Genomic DNA, 20,386 nt, shown 5'->3' with positions numbered 1-20,386 from the left:
ATATGGAAAAAGTAGTTGTTATCACTGGTTCTGCAAGTGGGATAGGCTTTAATGTCGGGGAATCTTTTTTGCAAAATGGTTACAAGGTTATTTTCTCTGATATTAACACAAAGGCATTGCAAGATTGCACGAGTAAATTTGATGCAAATCGGTGCTTGGGTGTTCCTTGCGATGTCAGCAAAGAAGGAGAGATTAAACATTTAATTGAAACTGCAAAGAATCATTTTGGAAGAATTGATGTTTTTATTAATAATGCAGGATTGCAATATGTTGCCAAAATAGAAGATTTTCCAACAGAAAAATTTGTGCAAATGCTAAATATCATGTTGGTTGGTGCATTTCTTAGTACAAAATATGTTTTACCGATTATGAAAGAGCAAAATTTTGGACGCATTATTAATATGTCTTCAATCAATGGAATCATAGGATTTGCCGGAAAAGTTGCCTACAATAGTGCAAAACATGGCATTATAGGGCTTACAAAGGTTACTGCCCTAGAGTGTGCAACTCATAATATCACTGCAAACGCCATTTGTCCTGGCTATATTGATACCCCTTTGGTAAGAGGACAAATGCAAGATTTGGCTAATACAAGGGGAGTGAGCGTAGAAAATGTTTTAGACGAAGTTCTTTATCCATTAATACCGCAGAAGCAACTTATAGATGTTAAGGATATTGCAGCTTTAGCATTATTCTTAAGCTCCAATGAAGCCAAACACATAACCGGTGCTAATATGGTTATTGATGGTGGATATACCGCACAATGAAAAAGGGATAGAAATGCTAGGAATCATATTAGGATTAGTTGTTTTGATGATTTTAGCCTATCTTGGTTGGTCTATTATTTGGATAGCCCCCATAGCAGCTGGAATCGTAGCCTTAGGTGGTGGATTGGATTTATTTGATACTTATACTAATGTCTATATGAGTGGCTTTGTAGGATTTGCTAAATCTTGGTTTCCTGTCTTTATGCTTGGAGCTATTTTTGGAAAACTTATGCAAGTTACAAATATGGCAACCTCTGTTTCTCTAAGCTTAGGAAAAGCCCTTGGACAAAAAAGAGCTATTTTAGGAGTTATCCTCTCTGCAGCAGTTTTAACCTATGGGGGAGTAAGTTTATTTGTCGTTGTTTTTGCAGTATATCCTCTAGCTTTAGAGCTTTTTAAGGCTGCAAATATTTCAAGAAGACTCATACCTCCTACCATAGCCTTAGGTGCTTTTACTTTCACTATGGCAGCACTCCCAGGAAGCCCCCAAATACAAAATCTCATTCCAATAAAATACTTCCATACCACAGCAATGGCAGCACCCATTACAGGAATAGTAACGGGTTTAATTATGTTTATAGGCGGATATTTATATTTAAAATACAGAGAAAATATCTTGAGGGATAAAGGGGAAGATTATAAAGAGCCAAAAGAAATGCAAAAAGAGCAAATTCCTAGCAAAAATCCTAATTTTTTGCTCTCTTTAGCTCCTTTATTTTGTGTGGTGCTGTTACTCAATGCTTTTAAATTTAATATCATCAACGCCCTACTTTGCGGAATCCTTTTAATTTTAATCCTTAATATCACACAATTTAAAAGATTTATTCTAGCTATTAATGAGGGAGCAAGTGGTTCTGTAATTGCTATTATCAATACAAGTGCAGCGGTAGGGTTTGGTTCGGTAGTAAAAAGCGTCCCGGGATTTCAAAGTTTAATTGACTTGCTGCTAAGTATAAAAGGAAGCCCCCTTATCTCAGAGGCTATTGCTGTTAATCTCTTAGCCGGTGCTACTGGTTCTGCATCAGGAGGGATGGGGATAGCCTTAGAAGCTCTAGCGGATAAATACAAAGAAATAGCCCTTAATCAATCCATCCCTTTAGAGCTTTTTCACAGGATTGCTTCAATCTCCTCTGGAGGTCTTGACGCACTTCCTCATAATGGTGCAGTCTTAACCTTACTAGCTATCACAGGTCTTAGCCATAAGCAAAGCTATTTAGACATTTGTGTCGTTGCTGTGATTATCCCTATTATTGCTTTAATTGTAGGGATTATTCTAGCTACTTTTGGAATTTACTAAAGGATTTTTTATGATTATCTTAAGAAAATTTACACAAGGCTGCGTTGTTTTAGCCTCAAAATGTTTGCCTGATTCTTTTGTTTTAGTTATTTTACTTTCTTTTATCGTCTTTTTGTTAGGCATTTTTGCAACCGGACAAAGCCCTTTAAGAATGATTAATCATTGGGGAAGTGGTACTTGGAATTTGCTTGGGTTTTCTATGCAAATGGCTCTAGTTTTAGTGCTAGGGCAAGCTCTAGCAAGTGCCTCTATTATCAAAAATATGCTTACAAAAATTAGTCGGATTCCACAATCAAAAGTTACAAGCATTATGCTTGTTTGCTTTTTAAGTCTTATTGCTAATTGGATTAATTGGGGATTTGGACTTGTCATCTCTGCTATTTTTGCTAAAGAAATTGCTAAAAATGTCAAAGGTATTGATTATAGGCTTTTAATCGCAAGTGCCTATTCTGGTTTTGTTATCTGGCATGGAGGATTAAGTGGTTCTATACCCTTAACCTTAGCAAGTGGTGGAGATTCTTTAAGTAAAACAACACAAGGGCTATTAACAGAGGCTATCCCTACTTCACTCACAATATTTTCAAGTTATAATCTCATTATTACCGCTGTAATTATTATCTTTTTGCCCCTACTCTTAAGCCTCATACATCCCGATGAAAAAAACACTATTGCCATTGATAAAAAACTTTTAGAAGAAGATAAGGAAAAAGAAATAATCTCTCACAAAGGAGAACATACTATCGCCTCCTCTTTAGAGCAAAGCTTTATTATCACCGCTTTAATTGCTTGTTTTGGTTTTACTTATATTATTATGTATTTTTATAATGGTGGGAATCTTAATTTAAATATCATTAATCTCATTTTTTTATTCTTAGGAATTTTACTCCATAAAACCCCTATTTCTTATATCAAAGCCATCAATAAAGCCGCAAGAAGTGCTGCTGGAATCATTTTGCAATTCCCTTTTTATGCAGGAATTATGGGTATGATGAATGGCTCTTTAAATGGTGGAGAATCTCTTGTAACACTACTCTCTGTTAGTTTTACCAACATTGCAAATGCTGATAATTTTGCTTTCCTTAGCTTCTTAAGTGCTGGAATTGTCAATATCTTTGTCCCAAGTGGTGGAGGACAATGGGCAGTTCAAGCTCCTATTATGCTCAGTGCTGGAGCAACTTTAGGCGTTAAACCTGAAGTCGTTGCTATGGCTATTGCATGGGGAGATGCTTGGACAAATATGATTCAACCTTTTTGGGCATTACCTGCTTTAGCTATTGCCGGACTTGGTGCAAAAGACATTATGGGATATTGTGTGATAACCCTTTTATTCACAGGCGTAGTTATTAGTTGCGGATTTTTCTTTTTGACTTAGATTTAGTCGAATATGTTGTATTGTCTTGTAGGCAATATGCTTTAAAACTTTTGGAGACTATTTTTTGGCTAGAGTCTCTGGTGTGGAAACAAATATGGTGAGTAATACGCTTGAAAATATATCCATAGAGAAATCAATCTTATCTGTTAATTGTGAATTATAATTTTCCTCTTAGTTTTTTAGACAACCTATTTAATCGTCTAAAAAATGTTTTATTTAACTTCTTATTTAATCTCTCGATCTCTAGCTGACAATCGCTCATATATCCATAAATGAAAGGATGGACCAAGTGCATCGGCTTTGGCGTGATTTTATAGCCTAATGCCTCAAAGATTTCTGCTTTACCCTTATGAACATACAACATTATGTTTTGTCTATACCAATGTGCAATTTTTGTATTTTCCCACACCTTTGGACGCACAATATCGAAACATACATAGTCATACTTTTTAAAGATGTCTGCCCAATAGGCTGGTGGTTGCTCATTGACATGATGTGTGCCACCTTGATGGGGAATTGCCGCGGAAAAAAGAATAATATCGGATAGGGAAGTTAGAGTACGAACAAAATTTTCTGCATATTCTGCATATAAATGCTCGGCAACCTCTAAGGATTGCGCGATACTAAAGGGTTTGCCCCCCCCCCATTGTCTCATCAAGCGTATCGCTATTTGTGTCATTTTTATTTTGCGTATTAGTTTTAATATCTGCATTTTTACAATGCTTTAAAACCTCGCTTACTATCGCATTAGAATCTGCAGTCAAATCTATTCTATGAAAAAATCTGTATGGAATGAAAAAGCGTTCGCTCTCCACACTATTGCCATCAATACCACAAATGCTAATATTGTCATATTTTTCCTGCCATGTCCTTAGCCATGTGCCAACACCACAACCAACATCAATGACACTCGTTACACCATCGCTTAAGTTCGGCAACAACTCTGCAATACAATCAAGTGTTGCTTTTGCAGATTTGTAACTCTCATTTCCTTGATCGCCATACCACTCTGCATTATAGGTTGCCATCATCTCGACACTACTCATTTTGTTATCCATATTCTTTTCCCCTAATAAATACGCTTTACGCTGCTTGACTAAGCTTTTTTACCGCACTATTTAGTCGGCTCACTTTTCGTGCTGCAGTATTCTTCTTTAAAATACCTTTACTTACAAACTTATGAATCTCTTTATTTGCGATTTTAAACGCTTCGTTTGCCTTATCAAGATCTTTGCTCGCTACAGCTTCACGTACTGCCTTTGTAATATTTTTAAGTCTTGTGCGATAATATCTATTGCGTTCTGTCCTCTTCTCTGTTTGACGAATGCGTTTTTCTGCAGATTTATGATTTGCCATGTTTTTCCTTTAGATAAAATAACAAAAAATTAAAAACCTTAATTTTAACATAAAATCTTTAAAGTATGTTAAAATTTTGTGATTTATTATTGTTTGTAAGGAAGGCAGTTATGAAGATTTTTGGCACAGATGGCGTAAGGGGTAAAGCTGGTGTGGATATTACCGCTATGGTTGCATTGCGACTTGGTATTGCCGCTGGGTTATATTTCCAAAAGGATTCTGTTGGAAACAGAATCCTTGTTGGCAAGGATACAAGACGAAGTGGTTATATGGTTGAAAATGCACTTGTATCTGGGCTTACTGCTGTTGGTATGGATGTAATACAAGTAGGTCCTATGCCAACACCTGCTATTGCATTTCTGACTGAAGATATGCGTTGTGATGCAGGTATTATGATTAGTGCCAGTCATAACCCCTATTATGACAATGGTATTAAATTCTTTGATACACATGGTTTTAAACTTGATGAAGTCAAAGAATCAGAAATTGAATCTTTATATCACAGTAAAAATTTAGAAGAACATTATAAAATCGGTACTGAAATTGGTTCAAGTAGAAGAATTGATGATGTAATAGGTCGCTATATTGTGCATATTAAAAACTCTTTTCCCAAACATTTAACCTTGCAAGGTGTAAGAATTGTGCTAGATTGTGCAAATGGTGCAGCCTATAAAGTCGCTCCAAGCGTATTTGAAGAACTTGGTGCAGACGTAATCGTCCTAAGCGACTCTCCAAATGGTTCAAATATCAATGAAAATTGTGGTGCAATGTATCCAAACATATTGGCTAGTGAAGTAAAAAGGCTTCGTGCAGACATTGGTTTTGGGCTTGATGGTGATGCAGACAGATTAATAGTGGTTGATAATGAAGGGAATCTCGTTGATGGAGATAAACTCATTGGTGCACTAGCACTATACCAAAAGAAAAACAAGCTATTACTTAATAATGGCGTTGTGGCAACGCTTATGAGTAACATTGCATTAGAAAATTTTTTGAAACAACATGATATTAAGCTAGAGCGTTGTAATGTCGGTGATAAATATGTACTACAAGCAATGCTTACGCATGGTTTTAACTTTGGTGGGGAGCAAAGTGGACACATCATTTTTTCCGATTTTGCAAAAACAGGTGATGGCCTAGTCTCAGCCCTGCAAGTGGCAGCCCTTGTATTAGAAAGCAGAAAGACAAGCAAAGAAGCACTTAATCCATTTGATCTTGCACCACAAAAGCAAAGTAATCTACAAATAAAACAAAAATTACCTTTAGATTCCATACAAGGATTAAAGGAGATTTTAAAAGATATAGAATCTCATCAAATCCGTCATTTAGTCCGCTATTCTGGCACAGAAAATAAGATTCGCATTTTACTTGAAGGTGATGATGAAGCAAAACTTGAAACTTATAATACGCAATTACAGGATATTTTCCTAAAAACTCTATGTTAAAAAGGCAGTATTGATGTCTAGGTTTTTACTGATCACTTTTTGTATCTTTTTTTCCATGTTTATATTGGTGGCCCACGCACTAGCCACCACAAAAAACAACAACCTTGCAACATACTCCAATAATTTGGTTTGCACAATGGAGCAGTGTAAAAATGGTATTTGTATTTACATATGCGACATAAATGATATAAGGTTTAATCGTTATATAATAGAATCTAATGAGCTTGAGAGTGCATATGCTACGTGGCTAGAGCTTACAAAAATGGAATATCTACTGCAAACTTTACCCAATGAGAATTACGAATATACAAATGAACAAACTATTATAAAATATACTTGGCACAATAAAGATAGATTAGAAATCACATTGCATGAAAAAGGCAATCTTGTAGGCAATCTAAATCTTTATAAGAGCAATCAATATATTATAATTGATGATAAACTACATTCTATTATCAATTATTAAAACAATATAAGGGAACTCATGCTTAAAACACCACTTGTTGTCATGCCGCAATTTCTCATGCAATATACACATATGCCATATCACACATATGGCGGGAATATCACACATTATGATATAGAATCTATACAACATGCTATAGAGCTTTATCATACAAAAGATGTATTGATTTTTATTGGTGGATTCTGTGATACTTATTACAAAGTAGTATGGAGAGCATTCTCTGAAAGCCTTATATCCCAGAAAAGACAATACATAAATGATACTAAGCATTTCAGCATACTTTACATGAGTTTTAATTGCTATGCTTTTTTGCTTGATTTTATACCAAACCTAAATAAGGCAGGATACTGCGTCTCTGTGATAGCACATAGTTGGGGTGCAAAAAATATCGTGCGTTGTTGCCTAGATTCTGATGCAGTGCATTTGGAGAATCTTATAACGCTTGATTGCGTAGGACATTTTAAAATCACCCATCGTCCACAATATATAAAATCTTGGGAAAATATCTATATTGCCAATCATTTTGAGCATTATAATCGTGCAAATCTTGCCGCCATAATTGGTGGGGCACAACGAAAAATTGAATATGCTGACATAAACACAGGTATAGCGCCACCAGCACATCATGCAAGTGTGTCTACAATGCTACATAATGCCAAACTTATCAAACTGCAATGATAAAAATTTACACACAATATCAATTAAATATCAAAGCCTAGTCATAAGTTCTAGGTATTACTTATGACATATCAATAATATTAAGATAGCATAGTTTATCATTTCATGCTATCATTCTATAGGTTTGTGCGTAAAGTTATATTAGGATTACAAATTCTTAGAATCTAAGATATTCAAGAAATAGATATTCAGAAAATACGATGAAGTTTCAATATAAATATTTAGGCTAAAAACACCGCATTTCAATCCGTTGGGAATATTCAAGGAAATGGCTATGAATAGAATCTTGTTATCTGTTTTATTGATGTGCAACTTACACTATGTCTTTGGTGCAAATATCTTGCGTGTAGCAGTATCACAAAATGTTGGTGATATGAATCCACAAGGCTATAATCTCAATCAGCTGTACGCACAAAATATGATTTATGAAGGCTTAGTAAAGACTGATCATAAAGGCAATATCATACCCTCTCTAGCACAATCATGGGAGGTTAAAGATTCTGGTAAAAGTTATATTTTTCATTTACGTAAAAATGTTGTCTTTTCTAATGGGGAACCATTTGATGCTCAAGCAGTTGTGAAAAATTTTCATTCGATCTTAAAAAACAAAGTAAGGCATTCATGGTCAGCCCTCGTTATGACAATAGATAATGTAGTGGCCCTTGATAATTATACTATTAAGCTAACCTTGTACCACCCATATATTGCAACGTTAAATGAGTTAGCCCTTGTGCGTCCTTTTCGTTTTATTGCTCCAAGCATGATTCCAAGTGATTTGGATTTAGCAAAAAATAACCCTAAAAAGCCAATTGGCACTGGTCCTTATATGCTAACTGACACAAAAATTGGCATTAGCGATACTTTTAGTAAAAATCCACACTATTGGGACAAGGATAAATATAATGGAATTTATTATGACACTATTATCACAAAAGTCATTATTGATCCAAATGCAAAGCTTGTGGCACTTAAAACAAAGCAAGTCGATATGATTTATGGATCAGATTCCATCCCGGTCGATATTTTTCATAATATTGCAAAAACAAAGGAATTTCAAAGCTTTGTTAGTCCACCTGTTTTTACAACCTTTCTTATTATTAACCCATCAAACAAAACCTTGCAAAACAAAAATATGCGTGAAGCAATAGCCTTAGGTATAGATAAAGCAAAGATTGTGGAGTCTGTATATTATGGCTATCAAAAAGAGGCTCTTTTCTTATTTAATCAAAGTATACCCTACACAAAAGTAGCAAACTATATACCACTCTCTTACAATAGAGACAAAGCCTTGAAGATTTTAGAACAAATGGGTTATACAAGAAATAGTGATGGATATTTTTATAAGGATAATCAACGACTACAAATACAACTGCACTTCATTGCAAATAATCCAACACAAAAATCTATTGCTACAATCATACAAGCACAGCTTAAGGATATCGGAATTTTTTTGGAGTTGATCCCAAATGAAGTAACAATATATCGAAAGAAACAAACTCAAGGGCAGTTTGAATTATGCTTTAGTCAAACATGGGGTGTACCTTATGAGCCATTCACCTTTATCAATTCTATGCGTCATCATGGTCATGCTGATTATATGGCACAAAAGGCATTACCAGAAAAAGGTGTAATCGATGAGGCTATTGAAAATCTGATTAAAAGTCCATACGACATACATGCAGATTCTGCAAAAACAAGGCAGATATTAAGCAAACGTACGCAAGATTTTCTTGATATGCTTTATAATACACAAATCTACATACCACTCACCTACGACACAAATAAGGTAGTTGCAAGATTTGGCATAAAAGGTATCGCACCAGATGTAAGGGCATTTGAGATTCCATTTTGGGAGTTTTATGAGTAATGCTTCGTTATATTCTTTATAGAATCTGTATGATTATCCCCATACTTCTTCTTGCTTCATTTATTATTTTCTATCTTTTAAGATTAAATAATACAGATCCAGTAGCGCAATATCTTATCAACTCAAATCTACCATCAACGCCTGAAGTTATTGCGGCAGTTCGTCATGAGTTTGGGCTAGATAAACCCATATTTGAACAATATATGTTATGGTTACAAAAAGCAGTTGTACTTGATTTTGGCAAATCATATATGAGCGATAGGGATGTGTGGGGTGATTTTGTCCATTATCTACCCAATACGCTTTTACTCGCATGTTTTGCATTCTTACTTACAATTCTCACGTCTATTCCATTGGGCATAATAGCTGCATATTATAGGGATAGAATCCCTGATTTTCTCATTCGCTTTATCTGCTTTATTGGTGTTTGTATACCTAATTTTTGGTTTGCATTTTTACTTATCATGCTTTTCTCTCTTACACTTGGTTGGCTACCTGCACTAGGTGCAGATGGGCTTCACTCTTTTATTCTACCAGCAATAAGTATCGCATTCATGTCAATATGTGTTAATATTAGACTTATTCGCATGAATATGCTTGAAGTGTCAAAAGAGAGGCATATACTTTATGCATATCTACGTGGATTAAACAAGAAACATATAACCTACAAGCACATTTTTTATAATGCAATGTTGCCTATTATAACTGCACTTGGTATGCACTTTGGCGAACTCATTGGTGGTGCACTCATTATAGAAAGCATTTTTGCTATACCAGGCATTGGATATTACAGCTTACAGGGAATTGCAAACCATGACTATCCTATTATTCAATGCTTTGTGCTTGTTATGTGTCTTGTTTTTTCTCTATGTAATTTGATTATTGACATATGCTATGCTGCACTTGATCCACGCATACGAAAAAATATGGAGGATTCTCATGTGTTATAAACCTTATCAAGTCGGAAAGATATGATGATGACCCAAGTAGATTCTAAACCCTATAGCAAAAAGCTTTCTTTTATGGGGAAATTTGCAAGTATCATGATTGTATGTTTATTGCTTGTTGCAGTCATTGGACCACTTTTTTTACCTTATGCACCAAATGAAATTGACCTAAATAATAAATTTGCACCAATAAGTACAGCACATTTTTTAGGTACAGATCATCTTGGTAGGGATATTTTTACACGCTTAGTTTTTGGAGCTAGAATCTCATTATCCTCTGTGGCAATTATTCTATTATATATCATTGTGTTAGGGATAAGTATTGGTGGGATTGCTGGTTTTTTTGGTGGAAAAATTGATAAGTTTATCATGCGTGTGTGTGATCTATTTTTAAGCCTACCTACTATTGTGCTATCACTTTTTTTGGTTGGCATACTAGGTGCGGGTTTAGAAAATGTTTTACTTGCTATTGCTTTGACACATTGGGCGTGGTATGCAAGGATTATTCGAAGTATTGTGCTTGGGTTAAAACATCGCGAGTTTGTGCTCCTTTCACAAGTATATGGAGCAAGTAACTGGCAAATTTTTAAACGCAATATGCTCACACCTATTAGTACACAATGTCTTGTACTTGCCACCATAGATATAGGACATATTATGCTGCATATTGCTGGGCTATCATTTTTGGGACTTGGTGTGCAACCACCACAGGCAGAGTGGGGTATCATGCTTAGTGATTCTAAAGACTATATTTTTAGTAATCCTGAATTACTCTTCTATCCAGGACTAGCACTTTTTATCGCAGTGGCTTTATTCAATATGCTAGGTGATAGTTTGCGTGATTATTTTGATTGCGATTTAGGGAATTTACACTAAATGCAAGGAAATCCTATGGTATTGGCACTCAAAAATCTTACTTTATTATGCAATGATAAAGTTCTGCTAAATGATATAAATCTTGAAATAAAGACGGGACAAACTACTATTTTATTTGGTAAAAGTGGTAGCGGAAAAACACTTACAACTCTTGCTTTGCAGGGTCTACTCCCACAAAACATAAAACAAAAAAGTGGTGAATTATTGCTTGATGGTATCCCTATTAATCCACAAACTTCACGTGCAAAAGTCTTTGCAAGCATTATGCAGAATCCTCGCACTTGTTTTAATCCACTTTACTCGCTTCACACGCATATCAAAGAGAGTGCAAATGCACTTAAAACGCATTGGGATACAGCAACTATAGAATCCATGTTGCATGAAGTTGGATTGCAAAAAGACATATTAGCACTTTATCCATTTGAAATGAGTGGTGGTATGCTGCAGCGTGCTATGATAGCTCTTGCCCTACTCACAAAGGCTCCCTTTCTTATCGCAGATGAACCCACAACAGATCTTGATATTATCGTGCAATACAGAATATTAAAGCTCCTAAAACGTCTGCAAAAAACTTATGAGCTAGGAATATTACTCATTACACATGATATAGATGTCGCAAAGAAAATGGGTGATAATTTTTATTGTCTTACTCCTTGTGGGGATATCTTTAACAAACCTAATTAAGAATGTTGTATGACAATTACGCAATAATCTAACTCACAGATAACCTATATACATTATAAGCAATAGGCTTAAACATTTGTGGATGAGAGATATAATGTCCAACCTTAACAATATGATTGAGATTGTTCATGCTTTTGCGCTTACCTAATCTTGTAAGTTTCTTCAAGCATAACAATAAAATTTTATCCTTTAGTCATGGGTTATGTTGTGGATACTCTAGCTCTTATATTGCTTGAAGTTAATATAACCTTATCTCAAATTGAGGCATAGCACTATGATTCACTATTTCTTTGAAAAAATATCGAAACTACAAGCAAACAAGCATGTGTTGATACATAATAATCATATTATACCTGATCGTAGCTTTAAATATTGTTGTTATTCAAATACACCAACTCAATCATTCAAGTATGTAAAATACTGTGTTGTATTGTAGCAAATCTAATATTTTTTGATAGTTATCATCAATCATATATCAGAAAGAGGTAAAGTGCAGAATTTAGTCACAACAAACATATAGTTGAATTCTCCTTTATTATCAAGTATAATCATATATAAAAGGAAAACTATGCTACAAAATAAAAAGATTCTCATTTTTGTAAGTGGTTCAATTGCTATATATAAGACTTTATCCCTTATTCGTTCTTTGCGTAAAGAGGGGGCATTAGTCCGAGTTATTGCCACACAAAGTGCCTTAAAATTCATAACACCTTTAAGCTTTGAAACACTAAGTAATACACCATTATTACATGATGGCAATGAATGTTGGGCAAGTATGCCTTATAGAGATTCTACGAATAAGCACACATTGGATACGCAAATACAAGTAGATTTGGGTGATCCACCTAGAAACCACATAGGCTATGCCAAATGGGCGGATATTGCACTATTTGCTCCATTAACTGCAAATAGTCTTAACAAGTTAGCAAATGGTATTGCTGATAATATCTATCTATCAAGTGCCCTCGCTCTGCCAAATATTCCAAAACTCTTAGCACCAAGTGCAAATACACTGATGTTGGAGAATCCTATCACACAGGAAAATATACAGATTCTAAAGGATAATGGTTACACATTTATTGAATCTACTTGTGGTATGCTTGCATGCGGCGATGTAGGCAATGGGGCAATGGCAGACATTGAAACTATACTTTTTGCCATAAGACAAGCATGCTTTCACAATTTATATTGGAAAGATAGATATGTAATTGTCACAGGTGGCGGCAGTATTGAAGATATTGATTCTGTACGTTGTGTTAGTAATCATTCAAGCGGTATTCAGGCAGGCAATCTTGCTTTAGCACTTTATTATTTAGGAGCTAAGGTTACACTTATTAGCTCCAAATTCCCCATGAATCTACCACTTAATATAAAACAAATACAGGTAAAAAGTTCAAATGACTATGAAAATGCAATACATCATACAATAAAGTCTATACACGCAAGTGACAAAATTTATCTTTTTATGACGGCTGCAATAAGCGATTATATTCCACACAAAAGAGAAGGTAAGCTAAAAAAGAAAGATCTAGGCAATGCAATGACTTTAGAACTCTATGAAAACAAAGATATTTTAGCAACACTACAAGCAAACAACCTTGTGAAAATAGGCTTTAAAGCAGAGTGTGATGAAATCAATGCAAAAGTACATGCAAAAAATGCGCTTATCAAGAAGCAATGTGCAATGATGTGTCTAAATATTATTAGTGAATCTAATATGGGTTTTGGAGCTACACATAATAAACTTTATCTTATTACAAAAGATTCTGAAAAATATATACAAGGCACAAAGCTTGAAGTAAGTTTAGAAATCTGCCTGCATTTACAAGCTCTTGGGCTATAACCTCATTATAATCTTAATTGTTACTAAATAATCATACGTCTTGTTGTATAAAATTAATGCAGCCAACTAAGGGCTAAGTTTAATCATAAAAAACACATAGCAGAAATCTTCATATTCCTAAATTGCTTCCCATTGCAATAGGTTTATATTCTATGTGAGTGCAATGAAACTCAAATAATCTGCACATATCTAAAGACACTGCGTCATGTTTCATGCAAGCTCACAGAGAATTTAGGCTATAAGCCTAAAAGTTCGGCCACTCTCTTACCATAGGCTGCATCTGCTTTCGTGAAATGCTCAATCTGTCGTCTTTGAATATCAACTGGCACACCTTCCATTGCTTCCTTAATATTTTGACAAAGCACTTCTTTTTGACTAGCATCCATAAGACGATACAAATCTCCTGCTTGACTATAGTAGTCATTGTCATCATCTCTATGATTATATCTTGTTATAACATTGCCCTCTTGAATATGTAATGGAGGCTCGATTGCTTTAGAATCTTCCACATAATCATTAAATATACTTGGATTATAGTTTCTCTCTCCACCAAAACTTCCTCTTTGCATGTAGCCGTCTCTGTGTGTGTTACTCACGGATGCAATAGCAGCATTTACAGGAAGTTGGGAATGATTGATTCCAAGCCTATATCTCTGCGTGTCACCATAGCTAAAAAGTCTTCCTTGTAACATCTTATCTGGACTATATCCAACACCTGGGACAATGTTGGCTGGATTAAATGCGGCTTGTTCTACCTCGGCAAAATAATTTTCTGGATTCTTATTTAGCTCTAAAATTCCCACTTCAATAAGTGGATAATCCTTGTGACTCCATACCTTTGTCAAATCAAAAGGATTTACCTTGTAATTCTGGGCTTCTTTTTCAGGCATAACCTGCACACAGAATCTCCATTTAGGGAAATTTCCTTTTTCAATGTTTTCAAACAAGTCTTTTTGATGAGACTCTCTATCTTTTGCTATAATTGCCTCTGCTTCTGCATTGGTTAGGTTATGGATCCCTTGCATAGATTTAAAGTGAAACTTTACCCAAAAACGCTCATTTTTTGCATTAATAAAACTATAGGTATGACTACCAAATCCATGCATCTCCCTATAGCTTCTTGGGATCCCTCTATCACTCATAAGAATTGTTACTTGATGAAGTGATTCTGGATGCAAACTCCAAAAATCCCACGCTGCCGTTGCAGATCGTAAGTTTGTCTTTGGATCCCTTTTTTGCGTATGAATAAAATCAGGAAATTTTACTGCATCTTTAATAAAAAAGACTGGTGTGTTATTTCCTACAATATCCCAATTGCCTTCATTTGTATAAAATTTTAATGCAAATCCACGCACATCGCGTTCTGCATCAGCCGCTCCTCTTTCTCCTGCGACAGTCGAAAAACGTAAAAATGCTTTTGTCTTCTTACCTACTTGACTAAAAATATCTGCTTTGGAATACATGGTAATATCGTTAGTGATTGTAAGTTCTCCATAAGCTGCACTTCCTTTAGCATGCACGACACGCTCTGGAATTCTCTCCCGATCAAAATGTGCCAACTTTTCTAAAAGCCAAGTATCCTGTAAAAGTGTGGGACCTCTACTACCTGCTGTAATCGAGTTTTGATTGTCACCGATTGGTGTGCCTGTTGCTGTTGTAAGCTTTTTGCTCATATTAAATCCTTTCAGAGCATATAGTCTATAACCATATTACTCTGCTAGACACACTATCATATTAAAATAAATGCAAATTAACAAAATCAAAGTTGTTCAAAACATTCATCTATTGAAGAGAAAAATAGCAATCTTTTGCATAAAAGACAATCTTTGTTTTTTGTATTTAAGCAAAAGTTCAATGATATTCTTTCTTCTAAACATAATGGCGCAATTAATAGGAGTTAGTCCTCGCCCATTATCTGCGTCTACATCTGCACCATATTGTATGAGAAGTTCAGCCATCTCATAATATCCCTTAAAACACACTCCAGCCAAAGGCGTTTGATTCTTATCATTTCTTTTATCGACATCTGCCCCATATTCTAAGAGCATTTTTGCAGTTTCCAAGCTATTATTATAGGCAGCAAGCATAAGCAAGGTGTTTCCATGATGATTAGCCAAATTAACATTTAATCCAGCTTTAATCATAATCTCTAATGCCTCCCTATCATTTTGCCTTGCAAAATCAAAACTTTGTGCAACAAACTCTTCTAACCTCCGCTCATCTTCTGTATCCATTAATCACCTTTCAATAAAAATATATCTTATCTTACATATAGATACACAAACTTCATATTTATAAAATAAGTATGCAGGAAAGACAAAGTATCTTAGCATTTTAACCCCACATATCTAAAGTGCATTAAGATACATCTCATTGTTTTTGATCGCAACGACTACAAACATAAGCATATAACCCATCTAATTCTTATTATAATTTTTATGCACTTATATAACATTTTATATGAAATATCATACAGCTCGATTAGCAAGTATTTGTGCTAACATAAAGCTTAGCTCAAGTGCCTGTGTAGCATTTAGCCTTGGATCGCATTGCGTGTGATAATTTGTATGCAGCTTATCTTCCGCAATAGCTTGTATTCCCCCCACGCATTCTGTCACATCGGCACCAGTCATTTCCAAATGCACACCACCTGCAATGCTGCCCTGTGCAGCATGTATAGCAAAAAATTGTTCAATCTCGCTTACAATATCTTCAAATGCACGAGTTTTATAACCATTGCTTGCTACTCTTGTGTTACCATGCATTGGATCGCAACTCCATAAAACATTGCGTCCAGCATTACATATTTCTTTAAGCAATTTTGGAAATTTATTTCCAATTTTATCGGCTCCCATACGTACAATAAGGCTTAATCGACCTGCTTCATTATTTGGGTTTAAAATATCACAAATTTTCAATATATCATCTTTTGTAGCATTGGGTCCGATTTTTACTCCAAGTGGATTTCTAACGCCACGCAAAAACTCCAAATGCGCATGATCAATATCTCGTGTACGCTCCCCTATCCACAACATATGTGCAGAGCAGTCATACCAATTACCACTAAGTGAATCTTGTCTTGTTAGAGCTTCTTCATAATGCAACACAAGTGCTTCATGCGATGTATAAAATGATACTTCTTTAAGTTGGCGAGTATTACTTGTATCAATACCACATGCCTTCATAAAACGCAATGATTTTGCTATATCACTTGCTAGTTCAGCGTATTTTTTACCAAAGTTATTATTTTCGACAAAGCTAAGATTCCATAAATGCACCTGTTCTAAATTCGCAAATCCACCTTGAGAAAATGCACGCAAAAGATTAAGCGTACTTGCACTTTGATGATATCCCTTTAACAGGCGAGTTGGATCTGGCTCTCTTTTGTCAAGATCTTGTGAGTTAATCAAATCACCTCTATAACTAGGATAATTCACGCCATCTATAGTTTCTATATCGCTACTTCTAGGTTTTGCAAATTGTCCTGCCAAACGACCGACCTTTACTATTGGACAACCTGATGCAAAGGTTAAAATTACACTCATTTGTAAAATAATCTTAAACATATCTCTAATATTGTTTGCATTAAATTGTGAGAAACTCTCCGCACAATCACCACCCTGCAATACAAATGCCTCTCCACGACTTGCCTTTGCGATCTTTTCTTTTAGACTATCTGCTTCTTTGGCAAATACTAGTGGTGGCATACCTGATAGTTCTTTCTCCACAGATTCTATGGCATTCTTATCTGCATAAGTTGGATGTTGTTTGATTGGAAACGCTCTCCAGCTGCTCTTATCCCATGTGCTTGTTGTAGTCATAATTTCTTCCTTTCTTTCTATGTAAAACAATTGATATCATAAAACAAAATTTTATAACATTTTCGTTTGCATATTCTTTAAAAAGTAGTATCTTTCAGTAAAAATATACAATATTTGAATATTAAAAGTATTATAGTGTTTATTATATTTCAATCACTTTGCAGCTAAAAGTTTTGCTGCTTCTTTTGCATGATAAGTAATGATAATATCAGCCCCTGCTCTTTTAAAGCTAAGCAAAGTTTCAAGCATAACCTTTTCATAATCAATAATGCCAAGCTTTTGTCCTGCTTTAAGCAAAGCATATTCACCACTTACATTATAGACTGCAAGTGGCAATAAACTTTTTTCTCGTATTGACTTCACAATATCAAGATACGCTAAAGCAGGTTTTACCATAAGAATATCAGCCCCTTCGCTCTCATCATTCAAACTTTCAAGGATAGCCTCCCTAGCGTTTGCTCCATCTTCTTGATAGCTTTTTCTATCGCCAAAATTTGGGCTACTTTGTGCAACTTCTCTAAAAGGACCATAATACGCACTAGCAAACTTCGTAGAATAACTCATGATAGGTAAATTTACAAAACCATCAGCGTCTAAAGCATTACGCATAGTTATAATTTGTCCATCCATCATGGCACTCGGAGCAAGCATATCAACCCCACTTTGTGCCAACACTATGCTTTGTCTTGCAAGATTTAAAAGTGTAGCATCATTATCAACAGATTGTGTTTTTGAATCTAAAATACCGCAATGTCCATGATCAGTGTATTCACAAAAACAAACATCTGCAATGACATATAACTGTGGGAAATGCTTTTTTATCTCACGTATGCTCTGAGGGATAATACCATCACTATTCCACGCATACGATCCATTAGAATCTTTTTTGTATTGTGGTGGTACACCAAACAATAAAATAGCTTCTATACCAAGATTCTGCAAGGACTCACATTCTCTCAAAATGTTATCAAGACTCATCTGAAAGACTCCTGGCATAGAATCTATCTCATTTTTAATGTCTCTGCCTTCTACTATAAAAAGGGGATATATAAAATCGTGAATATTTAAGGTGTTTTCACGCACAAGATTCCTCATCACACTGTTCAAACGTAATCGCCTTTTTCTCCGAAACATTTAATGTCCTTTTTTGCTATGTTTTTGTCCAATTAAGATTCCACCATTATACATAACAATTTTATATTTTCAATAAAAAGCATCAACAAGCAATAATTCTTTAAAAACTGCAATTTATAAGTGCCACAACTAATAAAACATAAATGGGAAGAGGCTGCTATAAGTTTATTGCGATTCTATAATTTTATAGGATGTATTGGTTATACTCTCTAAATTTTAGTCCTAATGCTACTATCCAATAACACTAGTTTAAGTTTTATTCCCAATGACAATCAAGATAATATAGTATTAAGACTTATGCTAGAATATATTCACTTTTGCTATCTATCTTTATGACAATTTTAATGTGTAACATATCATATCAATAATCTTGAAAAATCGCTCTTTCATGCTTCAAATATATTTTGTATCAATCGGTTGCAAAATTAAGCTATTCCGTATATTTTTGTAGCTTTTACTTGATTTTTTTTATTTTTTTTGATAGCATAACGGCATAAAAAACATTGTGTCGCATGCTAATTATGCTTATCGTGTTTTTAATTTTACTAAAGAAGGTGTAAAAATGTTGAATTACAAACAAGTCTTGAACCATTCTGTAAAAGTTGGTTTAGTGGCAGGTTCTGTTTTGATGTTAGCGGCTTGTTCTGGTGAGCCAAAGAAAAGCAAACATGCTAAATATGCTTCTCAAGAGCTTGAGCCTAACGCTCGTCAGTTTGCTGTTTATAAATCGGTAGGTTACGCTATCGATCCTCAGCATCCTCCATACGAGCCAAAGACTCTTAATGAGAATGCAAGAGGTATTGCAGTTGCTTATAGTGTTCCTTATAACTGTAAGGTATTGGGTGAAGTTGAAGGTAAAGATGAAGCAAGTGGAAAAGCTGGACCAACTTTTGAACAAATCAGAGAAGGTGCAACTAATGACCTTAGGAATCAGGCTGCTGATCTTGTAAGAGGTGGTCAAAGATTGATGCTTTCAATCACTAAAGAAGCTATGATTTGCCAAATGAGAACAAAGAAAGATAAGTACCAAGAAGAGGATTGTACTCTTTGGAATAAGTTACCAGATAATGGGCAAATTTTGTCTTACAGAATTCATGCTAATGTATTTGAGTGTGGTGAAAAGTAAGCATTCTTTTGTTTAGCTACGTGTATTCCCAATAATCATGGGGGTGCTAGTTGTAGGTAATATGCTTGGAAATTTAATATAAAGGGTTAATATGTTGGTTAAAGATTTGCTAAAAGCTGGTTTGATTGCAAGTGTCGTTTCTTGTGTTGCTGTGGCAGATGAAGTTGTTAGCGTCGAGGCAGATAATGATGCACAATCATACTCTACTCAAACAACAGATTCAAAGTTCTTAAGAGAAAGAAATGAAAATATTGATGTTGCTAGAGAGCTTACAATCACAAAAAGTTCAAGTGATGCATACTACAAGTTGCCTAGATTACCACAATATACACCAAAACCACTTATAGATGATGCAAAGGGCATCGCTGTTGTAAATGGTGTTCCCCTAAATTGTAAACTTTTGGGTGAGGCTGAAGGTATCGATAGTTCTGATGGTAAAGCTGCTCCTTCTTTTGAACTTATCAGAGAGGGTGCTTTAAATGACTTAAGAAATGGAACCATGGATCTTGTAGATTCTAGAGATAGAATCGTACTCACTCCTGTGAAAGAAGCTATGACTTGTGAGATTCGCAATGAGGGTGATCAATTTGACGAAAAAGATTGCACAACATGGACACAGATACCAAGTAATGGAAAAATTTTGTACTACAGAATCCATGCTAATGTTTTTGATTGTGGTGCAAGGTAATCCTTGATTTTATTTTTAT

Annotated in this window: 20 protein-coding genes; 13 read left to right on the top strand and 7 right to left on the bottom strand. The window is 35.0% G+C overall.

Features of this window, described 5'->3' with window-relative positions; genetic code table 11:
* The first annotated feature begins 2 nt into the window (after positions 1 to 2).
* From LS81_RS01805 to LS81_RS01795, 3 genes are read left to right on the top strand one after another with little or no spacing between them, the layout of a single operon-like run.
* Complete coding sequence (locus tag LS81_RS01805; RefSeq protein ID WP_034346318.1) at positions 3 to 767, top strand: 3-hydroxybutyrate dehydrogenase; 765 nt, start codon at positions 3 to 5, stop codon at positions 765 to 767.
* Between the two features lie 13 nt (positions 768 to 780).
* Positions 781 to 2,064, top strand: coding sequence for a GntP family permease (locus LS81_RS01800; protein WP_104696451.1), 1,284 nt, complete (start codon positions 781 to 783; stop codon positions 2,062 to 2,064).
* Between the two features lie 10 nt (positions 2,065 to 2,074).
* Positions 2,075 to 3,436, top strand: coding sequence for a TIGR00366 family protein (locus LS81_RS01795; protein WP_034346324.1), 1,362 nt, complete (start codon positions 2,075 to 2,077; stop codon positions 3,434 to 3,436).
* Positions 3,437 to 3,593: 157 nt separating this feature from the next.
* Here the strand turns inward: LS81_RS01795 and LS81_RS01790 are convergent, their stop codons facing one another.
* The 3 genes from LS81_RS01790 to rpsT are packed head-to-tail and all read right to left on the bottom strand — an operon-like array spanning position 3,594 to position 4,792.
* Positions 3,594 to 4,091 carry a hypothetical protein gene (locus LS81_RS01790; protein WP_081955920.1) on the bottom strand — a complete coding sequence of 166 codons (498 nt, stop codon included), beginning with the start codon at positions 4,089 to 4,091 and terminating at the stop codon, positions 3,594 to 3,596.
* Entirely contained in the window at positions 4,060 to 4,494 is a 435-nt protein-coding gene (locus tag LS81_RS01785; protein ID WP_034346327.1) for a class I SAM-dependent methyltransferase, read from the bottom strand. Before LS81_RS01785 ends, LS81_RS01790 begins: the two co-directional genes overlap by 32 nt.
* A gap of 25 nt (positions 4,495 to 4,519) precedes the next feature.
* Positions 4,520 to 4,792 (bottom strand): 30S ribosomal protein S20, encoded by a 273-nt coding sequence (gene rpsT / locus LS81_RS01780; protein ID WP_005217510.1) that lies wholly within the window; start codon positions 4,790 to 4,792, stop codon positions 4,520 to 4,522.
* A gap of 110 nt (positions 4,793 to 4,902) precedes the next feature.
* Between rpsT and glmM the strand changes: the two genes are divergently transcribed.
* The 8 genes from glmM (at position 4,903) to coaBC (ending at position 13,598) form a co-directional block, all read left to right on the top strand.
* Positions 4,903 to 6,237: a phosphoglucosamine mutase gene (gene glmM / locus LS81_RS01775; protein WP_034346332.1), complete on the top strand. Its 1,335-nt coding sequence runs from the start codon at positions 4,903 to 4,905 to the stop codon at positions 6,235 to 6,237.
* Positions 6,238 to 6,250: 13 nt separating this feature from the next.
* Positions 6,251 to 6,703 carry a hypothetical protein gene (locus tag LS81_RS01770; protein ID WP_034346335.1) on the top strand — a complete coding sequence of 151 codons (453 nt, stop codon included), beginning with the start codon at positions 6,251 to 6,253 and terminating at the stop codon, positions 6,701 to 6,703.
* An 18-nt stretch (positions 6,704 to 6,721) separates the two neighbouring features.
* Positions 6,722 to 7,381 carry a hypothetical protein gene (locus LS81_RS01765; protein ID WP_034346338.1) on the top strand — a complete coding sequence of 220 codons (660 nt, stop codon included), beginning with the start codon at positions 6,722 to 6,724 and terminating at the stop codon, positions 7,379 to 7,381.
* Positions 7,382 to 7,655: 274 nt separating this feature from the next.
* Positions 7,656 to 9,248 carry a nickel ABC transporter substrate-binding protein gene (gene nikA / locus LS81_RS01760; protein WP_034346340.1) on the top strand — a complete coding sequence of 531 codons (1,593 nt, stop codon included), beginning with the start codon at positions 7,656 to 7,658 and terminating at the stop codon, positions 9,246 to 9,248.
* The gene (gene nikB / locus LS81_RS01755; protein ID WP_034346343.1) at positions 9,248 to 10,198 is read left to right on the top strand and encodes a nickel ABC transporter permease subunit NikB; all 951 of its coding nucleotides are present in this window, start codon (positions 9,248 to 9,250) and stop codon (positions 10,196 to 10,198) included. Before nikA ends, nikB begins: the two co-directional genes overlap by 1 nt.
* A gap of 21 nt (positions 10,199 to 10,219) precedes the next feature.
* On the top strand, positions 10,220 to 11,071 hold the full coding sequence (nikC, locus tag LS81_RS01750) for a nickel ABC transporter permease subunit NikC (RefSeq protein ID WP_233715856.1): 852 nt from the start codon (positions 10,220 to 10,222) through the stop codon (positions 11,069 to 11,071).
* Complete coding sequence (locus LS81_RS01745; protein WP_081955921.1) at positions 11,072 to 11,755, top strand: ATP-binding cassette domain-containing protein; 684 nt, start codon at positions 11,072 to 11,074, stop codon at positions 11,753 to 11,755.
* Between the two features lie 568 nt (positions 11,756 to 12,323).
* Positions 12,324 to 13,598 carry a bifunctional phosphopantothenoylcysteine decarboxylase/phosphopantothenate--cysteine ligase CoaBC gene (gene coaBC, locus LS81_RS01740; RefSeq protein WP_034346349.1) on the top strand — a complete coding sequence of 425 codons (1,275 nt, stop codon included), beginning with the start codon at positions 12,324 to 12,326 and terminating at the stop codon, positions 13,596 to 13,598.
* A gap of 236 nt (positions 13,599 to 13,834) precedes the next feature.
* Here the strand turns inward: coaBC and LS81_RS01735 are convergent, their stop codons facing one another.
* From LS81_RS01735 to hemB, 4 genes are all read right to left on the bottom strand, one after another.
* Complete coding sequence (locus tag LS81_RS01735; RefSeq protein ID WP_034346352.1) at positions 13,835 to 15,271, bottom strand: catalase; 1,437 nt, start codon at positions 15,269 to 15,271, stop codon at positions 13,835 to 13,837.
* Positions 15,272 to 15,376: 105 nt separating this feature from the next.
* The gene (locus tag LS81_RS01730; RefSeq protein WP_034346354.1) at positions 15,377 to 15,832 is read right to left on the bottom strand and encodes an ankyrin repeat domain-containing protein; all 456 of its coding nucleotides are present in this window, start codon (positions 15,830 to 15,832) and stop codon (positions 15,377 to 15,379) included.
* 234 nt (positions 15,833 to 16,066) lie between these two features.
* Positions 16,067 to 17,419 carry a class II 3-deoxy-7-phosphoheptulonate synthase gene (locus LS81_RS01725; protein ID WP_034346356.1) on the bottom strand — a complete coding sequence of 451 codons (1,353 nt, stop codon included), beginning with the start codon at positions 17,417 to 17,419 and terminating at the stop codon, positions 16,067 to 16,069.
* A 153-nt stretch (positions 17,420 to 17,572) separates the two neighbouring features.
* Positions 17,573 to 18,553 (bottom strand): porphobilinogen synthase, encoded by a 981-nt coding sequence (gene hemB / locus LS81_RS01720; protein ID WP_034346359.1) that lies wholly within the window; start codon positions 18,551 to 18,553, stop codon positions 17,573 to 17,575.
* A gap of 505 nt (positions 18,554 to 19,058) precedes the next feature.
* Between hemB and LS81_RS01715 the strand changes: the two genes are divergently transcribed.
* Together LS81_RS01715 and LS81_RS01710 are read left to right on the top strand one after the other, a co-directional pair.
* Positions 19,059 to 19,679: a DUF4156 domain-containing protein gene (locus LS81_RS01715; RefSeq protein ID WP_237022188.1), complete on the top strand. Its 621-nt coding sequence runs from the start codon at positions 19,059 to 19,061 to the stop codon at positions 19,677 to 19,679.
* Positions 19,680 to 19,770: 91 nt separating this feature from the next.
* On the top strand, positions 19,771 to 20,367 hold the full coding sequence (locus LS81_RS01710) for a DUF4156 domain-containing protein (protein ID WP_034346362.1): 597 nt from the start codon (positions 19,771 to 19,773) through the stop codon (positions 20,365 to 20,367).
* Positions 20,368 to 20,386 lie beyond the last annotated feature (19 nt).

This window comes from Helicobacter trogontum (genome assembly GCF_000765905.2).
Classification (GTDB): Bacteria; Campylobacterota; Campylobacteria; order Campylobacterales; family Helicobacteraceae; genus Helicobacter_A; species Helicobacter_A trogontum.
The sequence above is the reverse complement of the archived record's forward strand: the minus strand, read 5'-3'. Positions and strand labels throughout refer to the sequence as shown.

Excerpts from the sequence above, each read along its gene's own strand:
- LS81_RS01805 (WP_034346318.1), top strand. The coding sequence starts at position 3 with ATGGAAAAAGTAGTTGTTATCACTGGTTCTGCAAGTGGGATAGGCTTT.
- LS81_RS01800 (WP_104696451.1), top strand. The coding sequence starts at position 781 with ATGCTAGGAATCATATTAGGATTAGTTGTTTTGATGATTTTAGCCTAT.
- LS81_RS01795 (WP_034346324.1), top strand. The coding sequence starts at position 2,075 with ATGATTATCTTAAGAAAATTTACACAAGGCTGCGTTGTTTTAGCCTCA.
- LS81_RS01790 (WP_081955920.1), bottom strand. The coding sequence starts at position 4,091 with ATGAGACAATGGGGGGGGGGCAAACCCTTTAGTATCGCGCAATCCTTA.
- LS81_RS01785 (WP_034346327.1), bottom strand. The coding sequence starts at position 4,494 with ATGGATAACAAAATGAGTAGTGTCGAGATGATGGCAACCTATAATGCA.
- rpsT (WP_005217510.1), bottom strand. The coding sequence starts at position 4,792 with ATGGCAAATCATAAATCTGCAGAAAAACGCATTCGTCAAACAGAGAAG.
- glmM (WP_034346332.1), top strand. The coding sequence starts at position 4,903 with ATGAAGATTTTTGGCACAGATGGCGTAAGGGGTAAAGCTGGTGTGGAT.
- LS81_RS01770 (WP_034346335.1), top strand. The coding sequence starts at position 6,251 with ATGTCTAGGTTTTTACTGATCACTTTTTGTATCTTTTTTTCCATGTTT.
- LS81_RS01765 (WP_034346338.1), top strand. The coding sequence starts at position 6,722 with ATGCTTAAAACACCACTTGTTGTCATGCCGCAATTTCTCATGCAATAT.
- nikA (WP_034346340.1), top strand. The coding sequence starts at position 7,656 with ATGAATAGAATCTTGTTATCTGTTTTATTGATGTGCAACTTACACTAT.
- nikB (WP_034346343.1), top strand. The coding sequence starts at position 9,248 with ATGCTTCGTTATATTCTTTATAGAATCTGTATGATTATCCCCATACTT.
- nikC (WP_233715856.1), top strand. The coding sequence starts at position 10,220 with ATGATGATGACCCAAGTAGATTCTAAACCCTATAGCAAAAAGCTTTCT.
- LS81_RS01745 (WP_081955921.1), top strand. The coding sequence starts at position 11,072 with ATGCAAGGAAATCCTATGGTATTGGCACTCAAAAATCTTACTTTATTA.
- coaBC (WP_034346349.1), top strand. The coding sequence starts at position 12,324 with ATGCTACAAAATAAAAAGATTCTCATTTTTGTAAGTGGTTCAATTGCT.
- LS81_RS01735 (WP_034346352.1), bottom strand. The coding sequence starts at position 15,271 with ATGAGCAAAAAGCTTACAACAGCAACAGGCACACCAATCGGTGACAAT.
- LS81_RS01730 (WP_034346354.1), bottom strand. The coding sequence starts at position 15,832 with ATGGATACAGAAGATGAGCGGAGGTTAGAAGAGTTTGTTGCACAAAGT.
- LS81_RS01725 (WP_034346356.1), bottom strand. The coding sequence starts at position 17,419 with ATGACTACAACAAGCACATGGGATAAGAGCAGCTGGAGAGCGTTTCCA.
- hemB (WP_034346359.1), bottom strand. The coding sequence starts at position 18,553 with ATGTTTCGGAGAAAAAGGCGATTACGTTTGAACAGTGTGATGAGGAAT.
- LS81_RS01710 (WP_034346362.1), top strand. The coding sequence starts at position 19,771 with ATGTTGGTTAAAGATTTGCTAAAAGCTGGTTTGATTGCAAGTGTCGTT.